At 70.6% G+C, this 16,851-nt stretch carries 14 protein-coding genes and 2 tRNA genes; 5 read left to right on the forward strand and 11 right to left on the reverse strand.

The features are described 5' to 3' along the window. The first annotated feature begins 114 nt into the window (after positions 1–114). Complete coding sequence (locus D3105_RS23640; protein ID WP_118905065.1) at positions 115–519, forward strand: CBS domain-containing protein; 405 nt, start codon at positions 115–117, stop codon at positions 517–519. Between the two features lie 79 nt (positions 520–598). On the opposite strand, the gene D3105_RS23645 is transcribed toward D3105_RS23640, so the two are convergent. Further along, the gene (locus tag D3105_RS23645) at positions 599–2,050 is read right to left on the reverse strand and encodes a catalase (protein ID WP_118905066.1); all 1,452 of its coding nucleotides are present in this window, start codon (positions 2,048–2,050) and stop codon (positions 599–601) included. Positions 2,051–2,213: 163 nt separating this feature from the next. Between D3105_RS23645 and D3105_RS23650 the strand changes: the two genes are divergently transcribed. Next, entirely contained in the window at positions 2,214–2,633 is a 420-nt protein-coding gene (locus D3105_RS23650; protein WP_097971186.1) for a Fur family transcriptional regulator, read from the forward strand. A 115-nt stretch (positions 2,634–2,748) separates the two neighbouring features. On the opposite strand, the gene D3105_RS23655 is transcribed toward D3105_RS23650, so the two are convergent. The 4 genes from D3105_RS23655 to D3105_RS23670 all read right to left on the reverse strand — a co-directional run bounded on the left by D3105_RS23655 (position 2,749) and on the right by D3105_RS23670 (position 8,329). After that, positions 2,749–2,822, reverse strand: a tRNA-Met gene (locus tag D3105_RS23655). 95 nt (positions 2,823–2,917) lie between these two features. After that, on the reverse strand, positions 2,918–4,993 hold the full coding sequence (locus tag D3105_RS23660; protein ID WP_118905067.1) for a tetratricopeptide repeat protein: 2,076 nt from the start codon (positions 4,991–4,993) through the stop codon (positions 2,918–2,920). A 226-nt stretch (positions 4,994–5,219) separates the two neighbouring features. Then, positions 5,220–5,293, reverse strand: a tRNA-Met gene (locus tag D3105_RS23665). 42 nt (positions 5,294–5,335) lie between these two features. Beyond that, entirely contained in the window at positions 5,336–8,329 is a 2,994-nt protein-coding gene (locus D3105_RS23670) for a UPF0182 family protein (RefSeq protein WP_118905068.1), read from the reverse strand. A gap of 135 nt (positions 8,330–8,464) precedes the next feature. On the opposite strand from D3105_RS23670, the gene D3105_RS23675 reads away from it, so the two are divergent. Further along, positions 8,465–9,025, forward strand: coding sequence for a PPA1309 family protein (locus D3105_RS23675; RefSeq protein WP_240647000.1), 561 nt, complete (start codon positions 8,465–8,467; stop codon positions 9,023–9,025). 84 nt (positions 9,026–9,109) lie between these two features. Here the strand turns inward: D3105_RS23675 and D3105_RS23680 are convergent, their stop codons facing one another. From D3105_RS23680 to D3105_RS23690, 3 genes are all read right to left on the reverse strand, one after another. Then, complete coding sequence (locus D3105_RS23680; protein WP_118905070.1) at positions 9,110–10,225, reverse strand: YlbL family protein; 1,116 nt, start codon at positions 10,223–10,225, stop codon at positions 9,110–9,112. A 399-nt stretch (positions 10,226–10,624) separates the two neighbouring features. Next, positions 10,625–11,086: a molybdenum cofactor biosynthesis protein MoaE gene (locus D3105_RS23685; protein WP_030810604.1), complete on the reverse strand. Its 462-nt coding sequence runs from the start codon at positions 11,084–11,086 to the stop codon at positions 10,625–10,627. A gap of 104 nt (positions 11,087–11,190) precedes the next feature. Then, positions 11,191–12,342, reverse strand: coding sequence for an SDR family oxidoreductase (locus D3105_RS23690; RefSeq protein ID WP_118905071.1), 1,152 nt, complete (start codon positions 12,340–12,342; stop codon positions 11,191–11,193). 190 nt (positions 12,343–12,532) lie between these two features. Between D3105_RS23690 and D3105_RS23695 the strand changes: the two genes are divergently transcribed. Further along, entirely contained in the window at positions 12,533–13,957 is a 1,425-nt protein-coding gene (locus D3105_RS23695) for a zinc-dependent metalloprotease (RefSeq protein WP_118905072.1), read from the forward strand. Then, complete coding sequence (locus D3105_RS23700) at positions 13,954–14,493, forward strand: NUDIX hydrolase (RefSeq protein WP_118905073.1); 540 nt, start codon at positions 13,954–13,956, stop codon at positions 14,491–14,493. Before D3105_RS23695 ends, D3105_RS23700 begins: the two co-directional genes overlap by 4 nt. Positions 14,494–14,581: 88 nt before the next feature. On the opposite strand, the gene D3105_RS23705 is transcribed toward D3105_RS23700, so the two are convergent. The 3 genes from D3105_RS23705 to D3105_RS23715 all read right to left on the reverse strand — a co-directional run. Then, positions 14,582–15,337 (reverse strand): AIM24 family protein, encoded by a 756-nt coding sequence (locus D3105_RS23705; protein WP_032783442.1) that lies wholly within the window; start codon positions 15,335–15,337, stop codon positions 14,582–14,584. 19 nt (positions 15,338–15,356) lie between these two features. Further along, entirely contained in the window at positions 15,357–16,037 is a 681-nt protein-coding gene (locus D3105_RS23710) for an AIM24 family protein (RefSeq protein WP_118905074.1), read from the reverse strand. An 11-nt stretch (positions 16,038–16,048) separates the two neighbouring features. Next, positions 16,049–16,851, reverse strand: an 803-nt coding sequence (locus D3105_RS23715) for an AIM24 family protein (protein ID WP_206272866.1), incomplete at its 5' end; no start/stop codon positions are given.

The following is a 16,851-nucleotide window of genomic DNA, read 5'->3' on the forward strand; positions in this document are numbered from 1 at the left end:
GCTCCCGCCCACCCCTTGTCGGCCCGCCCCAAGGGTGCAACTCTGAGAGTCCCCCCACTTGTGAACTTGTGAATCGACTCACAGAGTCGGCTCACCGAGGAGGTGGCTCGATTCATGCTCGTCCGTGACGCCATGAGCACGGTGGTCCTCACCATCGGCCCCACCCACACGCTCCGCCAGGCGGCCCGGCTGATGTCGGCCCGCCGTATCGGGGCAGCTGTCGTCCACGACCCGGACACCTGCGGGCTCGGTATCATCACCGAGCGCGACATCCTCGACGCGATCGGATCGGGGATGGACCCCGACCGGGAGACCGCGTCCGCCCACACCACCACCGACGTGGTGTTCGCCGCCCCGGCCTGGACCCTGGAGGAGGCCGCGGAAGCCATGACGCACGGAGGGTTCCGGCACCTGATCGTGCTGGACGGCGACGGCCCGGTGGGCATCGTGTCGGTGCGCGACATCATCCGCTGCTGGGCCCCCGCCCGCCGCCGTACGCCCGCAGCGGCGGCCGGCTGACGCCTGCAGGGGGCCGGAACGACCGGTGGGCCGGACCCCCGCGAGGGGATCCGGCCCACCGTCGACGACAAGCGTCCGGTCAGCCGCGAAGGGCCTGGACCGCGGCTTCCAGCCGCTTGCCGAAGTCGCCGTCCGCCTGGCGGAAGTTGTCGATCGCCCGCTCGGCGATGTCGTCGCGCGAGACCTTGGCGATGAACCCGGCGAGGTTCTCGACCAGCCGGACCTTCTCGTCCTCGGAGAAGAGCCGGTAGAGGTCGCCCGCCTGCACGAAGTCGTTGTCCTCGGCATGGCCGGGGGCCTCGGTGCTGCCGGTGGCGCCGGTGACCGGGAGCGGCTGCCACAGCGGCCGGTCGGTCTGGGCGGGGCCGCCGAAGCTGTTGGGCTCGTAGTTCTTGGCGCCCTTGTGGCGGCCGTCGTAGAGGAAGCCGTCCCGGCTGTTGGTCCGCGCCTCGGTGGCGTGCGGGCGGTTCACCGGCAGGTGGTCGGCGTTGATGCCGACGCGGTAGCGGTGGGCGTCGCCGTACGCGAAGAGGCGGCCCTGGAGCATCTTGTCCGGGGACGGGCCGATGCCCGGCACGAAGTGCGCGGGGCTGAAGATCGACTGCTCGACCTCGGCGAAGACGTTCTCCGGATTGCGGTTGAGCTCCAGCTTGCCGATCTCGATCGGCGGGTAGTCCGCGTGCGGCCACACCTTGGTGAGGTCGAACGGGTTGAAGCGGTACGTCGCCGCGTCCGCCGCGGGCATGATCTGGACCTGCACCGTCCAGGACGGGAAGTCGCCGCGCTCGATCGCCTCGCGCAGATCGCGCTGGTGGCTGTCGGGGTCCTCACCGGCGAGCTTGTTGGCCTCGGACTGGGTGAGGTTCTTGATGCCCTGGTCGGTCTTGAAGTGGTACTTGACCCAGAAGACCTCGCCCGCCTCGTTGTTCCACTGGTAGGTGTGCGAGCCGTACCCGTTCATGTGGCGCAGCGTGGCCGGGATGCCGCGGTCGCCGAAGAGCCAGGTCACCTGGTGCGTCGACTCGGGCGACAGACCCCAGAAGTCCCAGACGTTGTCCGCCTCCTGCGAGCCGGTGTACGGGTCGCGCTTCTGGGTGTGGATGAAGTCGGGGAACTTGATGGCGTCCTTGATGAAGAACACCGGGGTGTTGTTGCCGACGAGGTCGTAGTTGCCCTCCTCGGTGTAGAACTTCAGCGCGAAGCCGCGGGGGTCGCGCACGGCGTCGGCGGAGCCGAGGTTGCCCGCGACGGTCGAGAAGCGCAGGAAGGTCTCGGTCTGCTTGCCGACCTCGGAGAGGAACTTCGCCCGGGTCCACTGCGAGACGTCGCGGGTCAGCGTGAAAGTGCCGTACGCGCCGGCGCCGCGGGCGTGCACGACGCGCTCCGGGACGCGCTCGCGGTTGAAGTGCGCGAGCTTCTCCAGCAGCGCCTGGTCCTGCACGAGAACGGGACCACCGGGGCCGGCGGTCTCACTGTTCTGGTTGTCGGCGACCGGCGCGCCGGCCTCCGTCGTCAGCGGTCCCTGCGTCACGTGCGCCTCCTGCGTCGTATCCCTGCACAGTGGTCGATCCTGTACAGCCCTGTCCCTTGGCCAATACCGTTTTCGATCCTACAATGGACATTGTCCAAGTCAAGCGAGCATCCAAAGTCACACCCGATCGGGACTCGATCCCCCCACTGTTAGGCTGGGCTGCATGAGCGACCTGCTGGAACGACTTCGTGGACGCGGCTGGCGCATGACGGCGCAGCGGCGTGTCGTGGCCGAGGTCCTCGACGGGGACCACGTGCACCTGACGGCGGACGAGGTCCACGCGAGGGCCGTTTCCCGGCTGCCCGAGATTTCGCGCGCCACCGTCTACAACACCCTCGGCGAGATGGTGTCCCTCGGGGAGGTGCTGGAGGTCTCCACCGACCGCCGGGCCAAGCGCTATGACCCGAACGCCCACCGCCCCCACCACCACCTGGTGTGCGCGCGGTGCGGCGCGATCCGGGACGTGCACCCGGCGGGCAACCCGCTGGCGGACCTGCCGACGGACGAGCGCTACGGCTTCATGGTCTCCGGCGTCGAGGTGACGTACCGCGGCATCTGCCCGAACTGCGCCGCCACCGCCTGAGCCCACCGCTGCATGAGCCGGTGTCCGCCTGTAGCCACAGGCGGACACCGGCTCCTTTCGTGTCCGGACATGACGAGGGCCCGGATCTCGATGAGATCCGGGCCCTCGTCTTCAGTAGCGGGGACAGGATTTGAACCTGCGACCTCTGGGTTATGAGCCCAGCGAGCTACCGAGCTGCTCCACCCCGCGTCGGTGAATGCAACATTACGTCAGCGGGTCGGGCAGCGCAAATTCGTTCACGCGGCCCCACGAGGCCGGGGCCCCGGCGCCGGGCGGTCACCGCGTCACGCGGTCAGCTCCTGGTGCAGCGCCTCCCGCAGCCGCGCAGCCCGCTCGGCCACCTCGGCCGGGCCCAGCTCCACGGCCCGAGCGCACCAGCGCTGTCCCTCGGTCAGCTCACCCCGGCGGGCGGCGAGAAGCGCCAGGCGCAGTGCGGCCCGGCCGTGTCCGGCGCCGGCCGCGCGGGTCCACCACAGGGCGGCCTCGCGCTCGCTGCCCTCGCGGGCCAGCAGCAGCCCGAGGTTGAAGGCCCCGTTGCGACTGCCCGCCTCGGCGGCCTCCCGGTACCAGTGGGCGGCGTTCTCCACGTCCCCGCGGGCGGCCGCGAGCATGCCGACCCGAACCTGGGCGCGGCGGTGGCCCTGCTGTGCGGCCCGCTCGTACCACTCCTCGCACTCGGTCTTCTCCGGCATCGGCTCGCCCAGCGCGGGCGGGCCCGGCGGCGGCTGGCGCGCGTCCAGCACCCCGGCCAGCCGGAACGCGGCCTCCGCGCTGCCGCCGCCCGCGGCGCAGCGCAGGTGCCGCTCGGCCTCCTGGTCGTCACCGTCCCGCAGCAGCGCCATGGCGACCTGGAGCGCGGCGTCGGTGTGCCCGGCCGCCGCGGCGCGCTCGTACCAGCCCAGGGCCGTACGGTCCTCGTCGCGCCCGGCGTGCAGGATGCCGAGGTTGAAGGCCGCGTCGACGCTGCCCGCCTCGGCGGCCTTGGAGAACCAGGGCTCGGCCCCGGCGTGGTCGCCCGCCTGAAGGAGGAGCACGGCCAGCGCGTTGGCGGCCTCCCGGTGTCCGGCGTACGCGGCCCGGCGGTACCACTGCTCGGCCTGCGGGGTGCGGTCCTGGGCGGCGCAGAGCAGCCCGAGGTTGTACGCCCCGTTGACGTCCCCGGCGTCCATGGCGGCCCGGTACCAGCGCTCGGCGGTCTGCTGCTCACCGCGTGCGGCGTGCAGGGCGCCGAGCGCGTTGGCGGCGTTGCCGTCGCCGTCCTGGGCGGCGCGCAGCCACCACACGGCGGCGCTCTCCTCGTCGCCCGCGTCGCGCAGCAGGAAGCCCAGGGCGCAGGCGGCGCGGGGCTCGCCGTCCTTGGCGGAGGTGAGGTACCAGCGGCCGGCCTCCTTGAGCTCGCCGCGCTGCTCCAGGATCGCGCCGAGGTGCAGGGCGGCGCGGCGGTGGCCCCGGGCGGCCGCCTGGCGGTACCACTGCTCGGCCTCGCCGACCCGGCCGACGGCGGGGCCCGCCACGGGGCTGTCGCCGTCGGTCGCGCCCTTGTCTCCTGCGGGGGCTGCTGCCCGGGCGTTCCGTGCGGGCGCGGGCGTGGCACCGGGGAGGTCGAGGCCCGTTCCGGTACCGCCGGAAGCGGCGCTCCGGCCCAGGCCGAAGGCGTCGTGCGGGTCCTCGACGGCCTTCCGCTCCAGGGCGCGGGCGAGCCGGTAGGCGGCCTCGCGGTGCCCCTGTTCGGCGGCGGCGCGCAGCCAGCGCTCGGCGCCGACGTCGCTGCGGTGCTCCAGGAGGTCGGCCAGCGCGTAGGCGCCCAGGGCGTGGCCCTGCTCGGCGGACTGGCGCAGCCAGTACTCCGCGCCGGGCTCGTCGCCGCGCTCGCGGAAGTGCCGACCGAGCGCGTGGGCGGCGGCGGCGGAACCGGCCACGGCGGCGATGCGCCACCAGCCGGCGGCCTCGTCCGGGTAGCCGCGCTGGTGCAGCAGGACGCCCAGGTTGTTCGCGGCGGCGCGGTCCCCGTCGGCGGTGGCGGCGCGCAGATACCGCTCGGCGCCGTCCAGCTCCCCGCGGCGCAGCAGCAGCGCACCCAGGACGCTCATGGACGCGGTGTCCCCCGCGTCGGCGGCACGGCGGTGGCGCGCCTCGCTCTCGGCGCTGTCCGCGGCGTCGACCGCGTCCGTGGTGTCCTCATCGGACGGGGCGGCGACGGCAGCGCTCGCGTCGGTGGCACCGGTCCGCTGGACCGGTGCGCCCGCCCCGGCGATGGCAGCGGCGAAAGCCGCGTCTACCGCGCTTTCCGCATCTTGGCCGCGCTGCTGCACAAACCGCCCTGTCTCCAACAGAGTTGCCCTGTCCCCCATAAATACCATCGTCGCACCACCTGTAACCCGCGTACACCTGGTATATCGCGGCCAGTGAGGTCACTACAGCGTTTTGTCGACATGCCCACAGGGAGACAAGTCAAACACGCCTGGAGGCAACTGCTGCCCAGCGAACCGCACTTCACGCCCCCAGCCCGGGACCGACACGGCCCGCACACACAACGGACACGACGAAGGCCCGGATCCCAAGGGAATCCGGGCCTTCGTCTTTCAGTAGCGGGGACAGGATTTGAACCTGCGACCTCTGGGTTATGAGCCCAGCGAGCTACCGAGCTGCTCCACCCCGCGTCGTTGTGGTTAAACCGTACCACGACGCGGGGTGGGCTTTGCTCAGCTGCCCTGGTCGGAGGCCTGCTCGGCCGAACTCTCCGGCTTCGCATCGCCTTCCGGCTTGGCGTCGCCTTCCGGCTTCGCCGCGCCCTCCGGCTTCTCTGCGCTGTCGGCCTTGTCCCCCTCGCTGCCCGCCTTGGGCTGCGCGGCGGCAGCTCGTTCCAGGGCGTCCTGGAGAGCCTCCTGGGCCTTGCCGTACGCCGGCCAGTCCTGCTCCTGCAGCGCCTTCTCGCCGTCGGAGTACGCCTTCTGGGCGTCCGCGATGGCCTTCTTGAGCGCGGCGTCGCCGGTGGCCGGGGGCTCATCGGTCTCGCCCGGTGGCTCCTCCGTGTCCGGTGGCGTCGTGGACCCGTCGTCCTCGACGCCGAAGACCGCGTTGAGCGCCTCACCGAGACTGTTCTCGAAGACGATCTTCGAACCGTACGAGGCGGCCACCTTGCGCAGCAGCGGGTAGTTCTGGTTGCCACCGCGCGTGTAGACCGGCTCGATGTACAGGAAGCCGCCCTCCAGCGGAACCGTCAGCAGGTTTCCGTACTCGATGTCCGAGTCGGTGCCCTTGAGGTTCCTCACGAACTCGGCGACGTCGTCGTTGCCGTTGAGCTCACTCTGGACCTGGCCCGGGCCCTTCACCGTGGACGTGACCCGCAGGAGCCGCATGGTGCCGTAGTCCTTGCTGGCCGCGTCCGCGTTCACCGCCATGAAGGCCCCCAGGTTGGGGCGCCCTCTCGGCGTGAACGTGGTGGTCAGCGAGAACTGCTGCGCGTCCTGGCCCGGCATCTTCATGCTCAGGTAGTACGGCGGAACGGAGCCCGGCTCCTTGTTCGTCGGGTCGTCCGGCACCTGCCACGCGTCGGAGCCGCTGTAGAACTGCGCGGGGTCCTCGACGTGGTAGCGGGTCAGCAGCTCGCGCTGGACCTTGAAGAGGTCCTGCGGATACCGCAGGTGGTCCATGAGCTCCTGCGGGATGTCACCGCGCGGCTCGACCGTGCCCGGGAACGCCTTGCGCCAGGTCTTGAGGACCGGGTCCTTGGTGTCCCACTCGTAGAGCTTGACCTTGCCGTCGTACGCGTCGACGGTGGCCTTCACCGAGTTGCGGATGTAGTTGACCTGGTTCTGCTGGGCGACGACCGCGCGCTGGTTGGTGGTCAGCGAGTCGGCCGTGGTGTCGCCGAGCGTCGTCCGGGACGCGTACGGATAGCCGTTGGTCGTGGTGTACGCGTCGACGATCCACTTGATCCGGCCGTCGACGACCGCCGGGTAGGCGTCGCCGTCGATGGTCAGCCACGGGGCGACCGCCTCGACGCGCTCCTTGGGCGTGCGGTTGTACAGGATCCGCGAGCCGTCGCCGATGGCTCCCGAATACATGATCTGCGGCTCGCTGAAGGCGACCGCGTACGCGGCACGGTTGAAGGAGTTGGAGAGACTGACCCCGCTGTCGCCCTCGTAGCTGGTGGTCTTCTCGCCGTCCTCCTCGTAGTCGAGCTCCTTCTGGGGCCCGCCGACGATGGAGTACTGCTCGGTCTTCTCGCCGTAGTAGATCCGCTGCTCGTACTTCCCGAACTCACCGGTGGAGGGCAGGCCCGACTCGGTGAAGTCCGGGGACCCCGTCGGGTTGGTGCCGGTGGTGGTGCCGCTGGCCGCGATGGCGCCGTAGCCGTGGGTGTACGTGAAGTGGTCGTTGATCCAGTTCCGCTTGGGCAGGCCCTGGATGTTCAGCTCACGCAGACCGATGATCGTGTCCTGCTCCTTGCCGTCCTTGTCCTTGTAGCGGTCGACGTCGAGCGTCCGCGGGAACTGGTAGTAGTTCCTCCGCTGCTGGAGCTGCTGGAAGGCCGGGGAGACGACGTTCGGGTCCATCACGCGGTAGCTGGCGGCGGTGTTGGCCGCGGCCCGCAGCTTGGTGTCGTCCTCCGTGGTCGCCTGACCGTCGTAGTCGTCCACCTTGGCGTCATCGATGTCGTACGCGTCGCGTGTGGCATTGATGTTCTTCTGGATGAACGGTGCTTCCTTGGCCTGCTCGTTCGGCTGGACCTGGAACTTCTGCACGATCGCCGGGTAGAGCCCGCCGATCAGGATCGCCGAGAGCACCATCAGGCCGAAGCCGATGACCGGGAGCTGCCAGGTGCGGCGCCACAGCGTCGCGAAGAACAGCACGGCGCAGATCGCGGCGATGCAGAACAGGATGGTCTTCGCCGGGAGATAGGCGTTGGCGTCGACGTACCGCAGGCCCGTCCAGTTGTCGGTGGCCTTGAAGTCACTGGACTTCACGGCCAGTCCGTACCGGTCGAGCCAGTACGCCACGGCCTTCAGGGAGACGAAGATGCCGAGGAGGACCGAGAGGTGGCCGGTGGCCGCCCCGGTGGCCCGGGCGCCGGGGCTGGTGATGCGCAGCCCGCCGTACAGATAGTGGGTCAGCGCCGCGGCGATCAGCGAGAGCACGGTCGCGGCGAAGCCGAAGCCCAGCATGAAGCGGTACCACGGCAGGTCGAAGGCGTAGAAGGAGACGTCCAGCTGGAACTGGGGGTCCTTCTGCCCGAACGCCACGCCGTTGACATACATCAGCCACGTGCGCCACTGGCCGGAGGCGGAGGCTCCGGCGATCAGTCCGACGAGCGCCGTGACGGCGAGCAGCACCCACTTCTTGTAGGGGGCGATGCTCATGCGGTAGCGGTCCAGGCTCTGCTGCTCCAGCGACATCGCGCTCAGCGGCGGCCGGAGCCGGTGCGCGAGCCAGATGTTCACGCCGATGGCGAGCGCCATCAGCAGTCCGAAGACGAGGAACAGCCCGATCTTGGTCCACAGGGTGGTGGTGAAGACGGATGAATACGCGACCGACCTGTACCAGAGCCAGTCCGTCCAGAACCCCGCGAACATGACGAAGGCCATGGCGAGAACCGCCAGGACACCCAAAGTCATGAGCAGGGTACGGGCGCGCCGGGACGGGCGGCCGACTCTGATCCGTGGCCCGGTCGGGCCTCCGCCGCGGTCCGGCATCTGGAAAGCCAACGTGCGCACCTCGAAGTTCGCGGTCGTGTGAACAGGCCCAGCGATCCTAGAGCCCACCTATGCAACTTACTGAGGCTTTACCTAGTTCCCGTTCCCGGGGCGGAAGGAGGCAGGATATTGCCCATGCCCAACGTTTCCCCCGCAGGACCCCCGATGGCCGCGAGTCCACTGACCGTCGCCGTCCTCGAAATCGACGCCTATGCCTCCAACCTCGGCTGGGACCAGCCCGCCCGGCTGTTCGCCCTGGTCGACACCGACCGGCTGCGGACCCAGGAGCCCGGCCTCGCCGCTCAGCTGGGCCTGGAGAACCCCGATTCCTCCGTCGCCGCGCTCACCCCGATCGAGCAGGACGAGCTGCCGCCGGGCACCGCGCTCGACGAGTTCCTCGCCACGATCGCCTGGCCCGACGCGGTGGTCGGCTGCGCCATGACGGTGGAGCGGCTGATGCTGCCGCCGTCCGCCGAGGCGTCCGTACCGGAGAAGCTCAGCGACCAGCAGTTGACCGCGTGGGTGGCCAAGCATCCCGACCGCCAGGAGGTGCGGATGACCGTGGCCGTCCTGCGGGACGGGGCGCGCGAGTCCGCCGTACGGCTGCGGGAGAAGGACTCCCCGACCGAGGTGCTGACCGGCGCCGGTCTGGTGCCGGGCCTCGCCGAGGCGCTCGCGGCGACGTTCGATTCCTGATCCGGCCGCTGCCCGGGGCCGTCGTACGGTCCCGGGCAGCGCATCCGTCGGCCGGACCCGTACGCCGGCCGGGCCGCGCGGTCGTCAGCCGGTCGAGCAGCTCGGCAGGCCGGCGGTCTTCCCCGCCTTGATCTGCTCCAGCGACTTCGTGGCGTCCTCGATGGTCTTGACCCGTACGAGGGTGAGCCCGTCCGGTGTGTCGGCGGCGGCCGAGGTGCAGTTGTCGTCGGGCGTGAGGAAGTAGCGGGCGCCGGCGTCGCGGGCGCCGACCAGCTTCATGGTGATGCCGCCGATCGGTCCGACGGTCCCCGCGTCGTCGATGGTGCCGGTGCCCGCGACGAACTCGCCGCCGGTCAGATCGCCCGGGGTGAGCTTGTCGATGATGCCGAGGGAGAACATCAGCCCGGCGCTCGGCCCGCCGACGTCCGCGAGCTTGATGTCGATCTCGAACGGGAACGTGTGGTCCGTCCCGGCCCTGATCCCGACGATCGCCCGGTCCTTGCCGCCCTCCGCGCCGTCACCCTCCGCGGGCGGGGCCTTCACGGTCTTGATCGTGATCTTCTTGCCGCCCTCGGGCTCGCGGCCCGCCTTCTCGGCCGCGGCGGCGTCCGCCGCCGGGACGATGGTGAAGGTGACGTTCTCGCCGGGGCGGTGTTCGGTGACGAGCTTCGCGACGTCGTCGGGCTGCTTGACCGCCGTGCCGTCGACGGCCTTGATCACGTCGCCCGCGTGCAGCTTGCCCTCGGAGGGGCTGCCCTTGACCACCGTGGAGACCACGACCTGCGTGGACACCGGGATGTCCAGTTCCTTCAGGGCGGCCACCTTGGCGCTCTCCTGGGACTGGCTGAACTCCTCGGCGTTCTCCTGGGTGGACTCCTCCTCGGTCTTGCCGTCCGGGTAGAGCGTGTCGTGCGGCACCACGACGTTGTCGTGGGCGAGCCAGCCGTAGACGGCCTCGAAGATGTTCATCCGGTAGTCCGCCCCGGTGACGCGGACGGTCGTCATGTTGAGATGGCCGGACGCCGGGTACGTCTTGCGACCGGAGATCTGCAGGACGGGCTCGCCACGCGCCTCGCCGAGCGTGTTGACCGTCGGTCCGGGAGACATCTCCGAATACGGGACTTTGATCAGCACACCCGCGCAGAGCAGCGCGATGAGGACGAGAGTGGAGGCGAGCATCGTCGCGGTGCGGCGTGGCATGGAACGACAGTACGGGAAGGGCCTGTCAGTGCACCGCCGGGGCCGGTCCGTACGGGGCGACCGGAAACGCGGCGGAAGGCGGTCACGCGGCGTGCGTCGGTCTCAGAGAGCCTCGGAACCGGAGTGCGATTTCTCCATCGCGTCACGGAACCTGGCGTAGCCGGCGAGTTCGGTGACATCGCCGGTCGTGCGATTGCGGGCTGCCCAACTCGCCCATATCGCACCACCGACAGCAGCGATAAGTGGAATCAACAGCCAAGCGAGTGCCGCCATCACGACCTCCCTACCCCATGAGCGACCGGATGCCCGATCAGCAGATTAACGATCCGGAAGACCAACGCTCATGGCGGGGGTGCGGTTACGCAAATCGGGGCTGATGCGCCCCGGTACGGTTTGCGCTCAGCAGGCTCCGACCCACTCCTCCGTGCCGTCCGAGAAACGCTGGTGCTTCCAGATCGGAACCTCGTGCTTGAGGTCGTCGATGAGCTTGCGGCAGGCCTCGAAGGCCTCGGCGCGGTGTGGGCAGGCGACCGCGACGACGACGGCCAGGTCACCCACCTCCAGTTCACCCACTCGGTGGACGGCCGCCAGGGCACGGACCGGAAAGTCGGCGACGACCTTCTCCGCCACTCGGCGCAGCTCGTCCTCGGCCGAGGGGTGGCAGGAGTAGCCGAGCGCGCCGACGTCCTGTCCCGCGTCGTGGTTGCGCACGGTGCCGACGAAGAGCGCGATGCCGCCCGCCGCGTCGTCGCCGACGGCACGGAAGACCTCGTCGACGGAGAGCGGGGTGTCCCGGATCGCCAGCAGCCGGACGGGGTCGGCCGCCGCGTACTCGCCGGGGTGGTCGTGGGTGGGTGCCATGCTCCCATCGTGCCGTACGGCTCCGACATCCCGGAATTGCCTGTTCTACCGGCGGCCGGCCGGCCGCTTTGGAGCCTCCTACAGGGGCCCGCGGGCGCGGTGGGTCAGATGCGGCGGCGGGCCTTGCGGGCGCGGCGGACCACGGCGGCGGCGCCGAGCAGGGCGACCGTGGCTCCGGCGGCTCCGGCGGCGGTGGCGTCCTTGCGGCCGAGACGGCGTCCGGCGAGCGTGTGACGGCCCTCGACCTCTTCGAGGAGGGCGCCGAGCACCTCCTCGTTCGTCCACTTCGGCCGCCATCCCGCGTCGTGCAGCCGGCTGACGCTGACCACCCAGGGGTGCATCGTGTACGCCAGGTCGCCCGCCGGGGACGGGGTGAGGCCGATCCGGTGCAGCCGGGCGGCGGCCCCGAGCGCGACGGCGGAGGGCAGCTCCATCCGGCGTACGCCGCTGAGCTCCTCGACCTCCTCCTGCTCCAGCCAGCCGTCGCAGCCGACGGCGAACTCACCGTCGATCTTCTCCAGGGCGGCGTACTCCAGCGCCGTCACCAGGTCCTCGACGTGGCAGAACTGCCAGGTGGGACGTGATCCGGCGACGACCAGGAGACGCGGGGACTCGAAGTAGCGGGTCAGGGCGGTGTCGGTGCCGCCGACCAGGACGGTGGGGCGTACGACGGTGACGTTGAGCCCGGGGTGGGCGCGCGGGGCCCGGCGGCCGAGCCGCTCGATCTCCAGGAGGTCGCCGACACCGGTGGCCTCGGCGGTGGCGCGCAGCTCCGCGTCCTCGGAGAGCGGCACGTCGTTGTCGGCGAGCGCCCCGTAGACCATCGCCGAGGTGCACAGGACGACCCGGTGGACCCCGACGGCGGCCGCGGCGGTGAGCACGGTCTGGGTGCCGCGTACGTTGTACGCGGTGCGGGCGGCGGGGTCGGTCTCCAGGTCGAGGTCGAGGGCCAGATGCACGACGACGTCCGCGCCGCGCAGCTTCTCGGCGATCGCGGGGTCCCGTACGTCCAGGATGTGCCAGGTCGCCTCGGAGACCTCACCGCGCCGCTCGTCGATCGCGATGACCTGCTTGATCGCGTCGGATGCGGCGAGGTGGGCGGTCAGCAGTTCGCCGATGCCGGTGGCGGCGCCGGTGACCGCGACGACGGGGCCCCGGCCTCTGGGGGGCCTGGGGCGTTTCTCCTCGGGCGTGCTCTCGGGCGAGGGGTCGGTCAGGTTTCGCGCTGCGCGAACCTGCGGATCTGGGGAACTCACCGGGCGTCTCCAGCGGTTGTCTTCAGTACGTACCCGAATGACGCGTACGTACCAGGTGGCGTCCATCCTGCCGCAGGCCGGGAGTCGGCGGAGCACTGAGGCCCGAAGCGGGCGTGGTGTCTACGCTGGATGGTGATGTCGGGCAGTCGCCGTCGGTTCGAGCCGGCGGCCCTACGAGCCGAGGAAACCCGTGAGTGACACCCCATTCGGATTCGGCCTTCCGCCGGAGGAGCCGGAGAACGGCGACGAGGGCAAGAAGAAGGACCCCACCGAAGGTGGGCAGAGCGCGGGCGGGATGGGAAACCCGTTCGGTTTCGGGCCGGGGGCGGGCGGGGACAACCCGTTCGCCGCAATGTTCGGCTCGATGAATCCGAACGATCTCGGCGCGGCCTTCCAGCAGCTCGGCCAGATGCTGAGCTACGAGGGCGGTCCCGTGAACTGGGACATGGCCAAGCAGATCGCCCGCCAGACGGTGTCGCAGGGCACCCCGGACGGCACGAAGGACGCCAGCGTCGGCTCGTCCGAGCGGACGGCGGTCGACGAGGCGCTGCGGCTGGCGGACCTCTGGCTGGACGGTGTGACGTCGATGCCGTCCGGTTCGGTCTCCACCGTGGCGTGGAGCCGCGCCGAGTGGGTCGAGGCCACGCTGCCGGCCTGGCAGCAGCTCGTCGACCCGGTGGCCGAGCGCGTGGGCCTGGCGATGGGCGACGTGCTGCCCGAGGAGATGCAGGCCATGGCGGGCCCGCTGATCGGCATGATGCGGTCGATGGGCGGCGCCATGTTCGGCCAGCAGATCGGGCAGGCCGTGGGCACGCTGGCCGGTGAGGTGGTCGGTTCCACCGACATCGGGCTGCCGCTCGGTCCTGCGGGCAAGGCCGCGCTCCTCCCGCTGAACGTGGAGCGGTTCGGCAAGGACCTCAGCGTCCCGCAGGACGAGGTCCGGCTGTATCTGGCCCTGCGCGAGGCCGCTCACCAGCGGCTCTTCGCCCATGTGCCGTGGCTGCGGTCGCATCTGTTCGGTGCCGTCGAGGCGTATGCGCGCGGCATCAAGGTCGACACCAGCAAGCTGGAGGACGTCGTCGGCCAGTTCGACCCCTCGCAGCCGGAGCAGCTGCAGGACGCGCTTCAGCAGGGCATGTTCCAGCCGGAGGACACGCCCGAGCAGAAGGCGTCCCTGGCCCGTCTGGAGACGGCTCTAGCGCTGGTGGAGGGCTGGGTGGACGCGGTGGTCCACGAGGCCGCGAAGTCCCGGCTGACCTCGTCCGACGCGCTGCGCGAGACGATGCGCAGGCGCCGCGCCTCCGGTGGGCCGGCCGAGCAGACGTTCGCCACGCTCATCGGTCTCCAGCTGCGCCCGCGCCGGCTGCGGGACGCCTCGCGCCTGTGGGCCTCGCTCACCGACGCCCGGGGCCTGGAGGGCCGGGACGCGCTCTGGGCCCACCCGGACATGCTGCCGACCGCCCGCGACCTGGACGACCCGGACGGCTTCGTCCACCACGAGCAGGCCGACTTCTCCGAGCTGGACAAGATGCTCGGCGAGGCGGCGAAGGGCCCGCAGAAGCCCTCCGAAAGCGATGAGGGCAAGGAAGACGGCAAGGGCGGCCCCGACCAGTGACCCTGCACGACGACGCCACGCTCGTACTGAAGGGGTACGCCCCCGAGGACACGCACAGTGATCAGGCGGAGCTGCGTCAGGCCTACCTGGACCATCTGGCACGCCACGACGACGGCATGTGGAAGGCGTGCGGGGCCGGGCATCTGACGGCCAGCGCGCTGGTGATCGATCCGGAGCGGGGCAAGGTTCTGCTGACCCTGCACCGGAAGCTCCGGATGTGGCTCCAGATGGGCGGCCACTGCGAACCGCAGGACGCCGGCCTGGAGGCGGCGGCGCTCCGGGAGGCGACGGAGGAGTCCGGCATCGCGGGGCTCACCCTGCTGTCCGGCGGACCGGTCCGGCTGGACCGGCACCCGATTCCGTCCCCCTGTAACTGGCACCTCGATGTGCAGTACGCCGCGCTGGCCCCGGCCGGGGCTGCGGAGCGGATCAGCGAGGAGTCCCTGGAACTGCGCTGGTTCGGCTACGAGGACGTGCCCGGCGTGGCCGACGCCTCGGTCGTCCGGTTGCTGGAAGCGGCGCGGGCCCGGCTGTAGCGGCGGACCGCAGGCGACATGCGTAAGGGGCGGCCTCCGGGAGGCCGCCCCTTACCGCTGTGTTCCGCCGGTCACGCCCCGGTGCCGGTCAGTTCCAGGCGTTGTTCTGGTTCTGGCCGTGGGAGCCCTGCTGCCCCATGCCGAACTGGGCGCGGGCGCCCTGCCCGATCTGGGCGTTCTGCGGAGGCATGACCTCGCTCGGCTGGACCAGGGCGAAGCCCTGGCCGAGGAAGCTCAGCTCCCAGCCCTCCCCCGTGTTGCCACGACGCCTGAAGACGCCGGAGGAGTGCGTCTGGGCCTGCATCTGCACCCGCAGGGAGCTGGACCAGGCGACGATCGCGTCCGCGTCGACGTTGACGTACTTCTCGGGCGTGACCTGCATCATCAGCGGCTGGCCCGAGGTCATGAGGGCGACCTTGCCCGAGCCGGAGATGTTGAGCTGGTACTTGCCGCTGCCGGAGATGCCGTACTGGCTGTCGACCGCGATGACCTCGGTGTGCAGCGAGGAGTCGAGCGCGAGGACGTAGGAGCTGTCCACGGTCATCCCCTCACGGTCGACGTCCACGACGTGGATGTACTGCGCGAGATTGGCGAGGTAGACGGTGCCCTGGCCGGACACGCGCATCAGGTCGAGGCCCTCGCCGGTGCGTGCGCGGGCGTTGCGCTGGCTCCGCGACTGGTATTCCCCGTCGAAGTCCATCAGACCCTGGTAGGCGACCATCGCGCCCTTGCGGGCGAGGATGTCGTCGTGGCCGGTCAGCGAGACCCGCAGGAGCTGCGGGTTCTGGATCGCGTACCGGTCCTGGGTCTGCTGCTCGGTGTAGCTGAAAAGCGGACTCTGCATGATGTGTTCTCCCTCCCCGTCAGTTCCGGATCCGCAGGCGGTCCGTGCTGTCCTCGCTCGGCTGGACGACGACGATGCCCTGGCCGGAGAAGGCCATCTGGTACGCCTCGCCGCTGCCCCGTCCGATCAGCGAGCCCGCCTTGAAGCTGCGCTTGCCCTTCACCTTGAGGTTCGGGGACCAGGCGACGAGCGCGTCCGGGTCGACGTACGTCTCGTCCTCGCCGCGTCCGCAGTCGACGACGATCGGGGTGCCCCGGGAGGTGATGGCGACCCATCCGGTGCCCTGGACGACGACGTTCCACAGGCCCTGTCCGGCGAACTTGGCGAGCCCCTTGACCTTCTCGACGCCCCAGGTGAGGTGGGCGTCGAAGGCGAGGAGGTTGGTGCCGTTGACGGAGATGGAGTCGTTGTTGAGGTTGATGACGACCACGTCGGCGCCGTAGTCGGCGAGGTAGAGCAGCCCGTCGCCGGAGCACTTCATGACGGGTGCGCCCTCGCCGGTGATCCACTGGGAGGCGATCTGCCGGGCGGCGGGTGGGTTGGGCTCGTACTGGATGAAGCCCTCGTACGCGACCATCGAGCCGGTGCGTGCGTAGAGGTCCTGCCCGGAGGCCATGGCGACCTTGAGCATGGTCCTGCCGTGGTTCTCCATCCGGGCCGTGACGGGGGTCGGGGCGAAGCCCGCGAGTTGCTGGTTCATGACGGGCTCCCTCAGACCTCGTAGGGCTGGACGACGATGAAGTTGCCGGGGGCTCCCCGGAACTGGAGGTTCACGGTCTCGCCGCTGTGTCCCGGGTACGCGTTGCGGCGCAGCCGGACCTGGCTGGAGACGATCACCTGGGAGGCGGCCGACCAGGCGACGACCGCGTTGCAGTCGGCGAACGTGGTGGGCGTGACCGGCAGGACGACCGGGGTGCCGTGGGTCTTCACGACCACGGTGCCGGTGCCCTGGAACAGCATGGTGAACAGCGCGCCGCCGGGGATGCCGTGGCCCTCGACCCTGCGCACCTCGTACTGGAGGGACTCGTCGAAGGCGAGGACGTTCTCGGCGGAGACACAGATGCCGTCGCCCTGCAGCTCGATCGGGTGCAGGTGCGAGCCCTCCTCGGCGAGGAAGACCTGGCCGCGGCCGGTACAGCGCATCAGCTGCATCTCCTGGCCGGTGGCGTTGCCCACGGCGCGGCCGACGAATCCGGCGCTCTTGTAGCCGAAGTCCACCTTGCCCTGATACATCACCATGCTGCCCTGGCGGGCCAGGACCCCGGCTCCGCCCATGGTCAGGTCGACCCGCATGAGCTGCTGGTTCTGCGGGGTCCAGCGCTGCCCGGTCGCGGTCTCCTTGTACGGCTGGAGGGCCGCCTGAAGACCCGCGCCCGTGGCCGGCACGCCCTGGGGCACACCCTGCGGGGCGCCCGGGGGCATGGAGCCGGGGGGCTGCTGACCGTACGGGGCGGGCGCGGGCTGGCCGTAGGGAGCGGGTGCCTGCTGGCCGAAAGGTGCGGCGGGGGGGGGGG

The sequence above is a fragment of the Streptomyces globisporus genome (assembly GCF_003501885.1).
Lineage (GTDB): Bacteria > Actinomycetota > Actinomycetes > Streptomycetales > Streptomycetaceae > Streptomyces > Streptomyces globisporus_D.

Coding starts and splice junctions, on each gene's coding strand:
- D3105_RS23640 (WP_118905065.1), top strand. CDS start 115: ATGCTCGTCCGTGACGCCATGAGCACGGTGGTCCTCACCATCGGCCCC.
- D3105_RS23650 (WP_097971186.1), top strand. CDS start 2,214: ATGAGCGACCTGCTGGAACGACTTCGTGGACGCGGCTGGCGCATGACG.
- D3105_RS23660 (WP_118905067.1), bottom strand. CDS start 4,993: ATGGTATTTATGGGGGACAGGGCAACTCTGTTGGAGACAGGGCGGTTT.
- D3105_RS23670 (WP_118905068.1), bottom strand. CDS start 8,329: ATGCCGGACCGCGGCGGAGGCCCGACCGGGCCACGGATCAGAGTCGGC.
- D3105_RS23675 (WP_240647000.1), top strand. CDS start 8,465: ATGCCCAACGTTTCCCCCGCAGGACCCCCGATGGCCGCGAGTCCACTG.
- D3105_RS23680 (WP_118905070.1), bottom strand. CDS start 10,225: ATGCCACGCCGCACCGCGACGATGCTCGCCTCCACTCTCGTCCTCATC.
- D3105_RS23685 (WP_030810604.1), bottom strand. CDS start 11,086: ATGGCACCCACCCACGACCACCCCGGCGAGTACGCGGCGGCCGACCCC.
- D3105_RS23705 (WP_032783442.1), bottom strand. CDS start 15,337: ATGCAGAGTCCGCTTTTCAGCTACACCGAGCAGCAGACCCAGGACCGG.
- D3105_RS23710 (WP_118905074.1), bottom strand. CDS start 16,037: ATGAACCAGCAACTCGCGGGCTTCGCCCCGACCCCCGTCACGGCCCGG.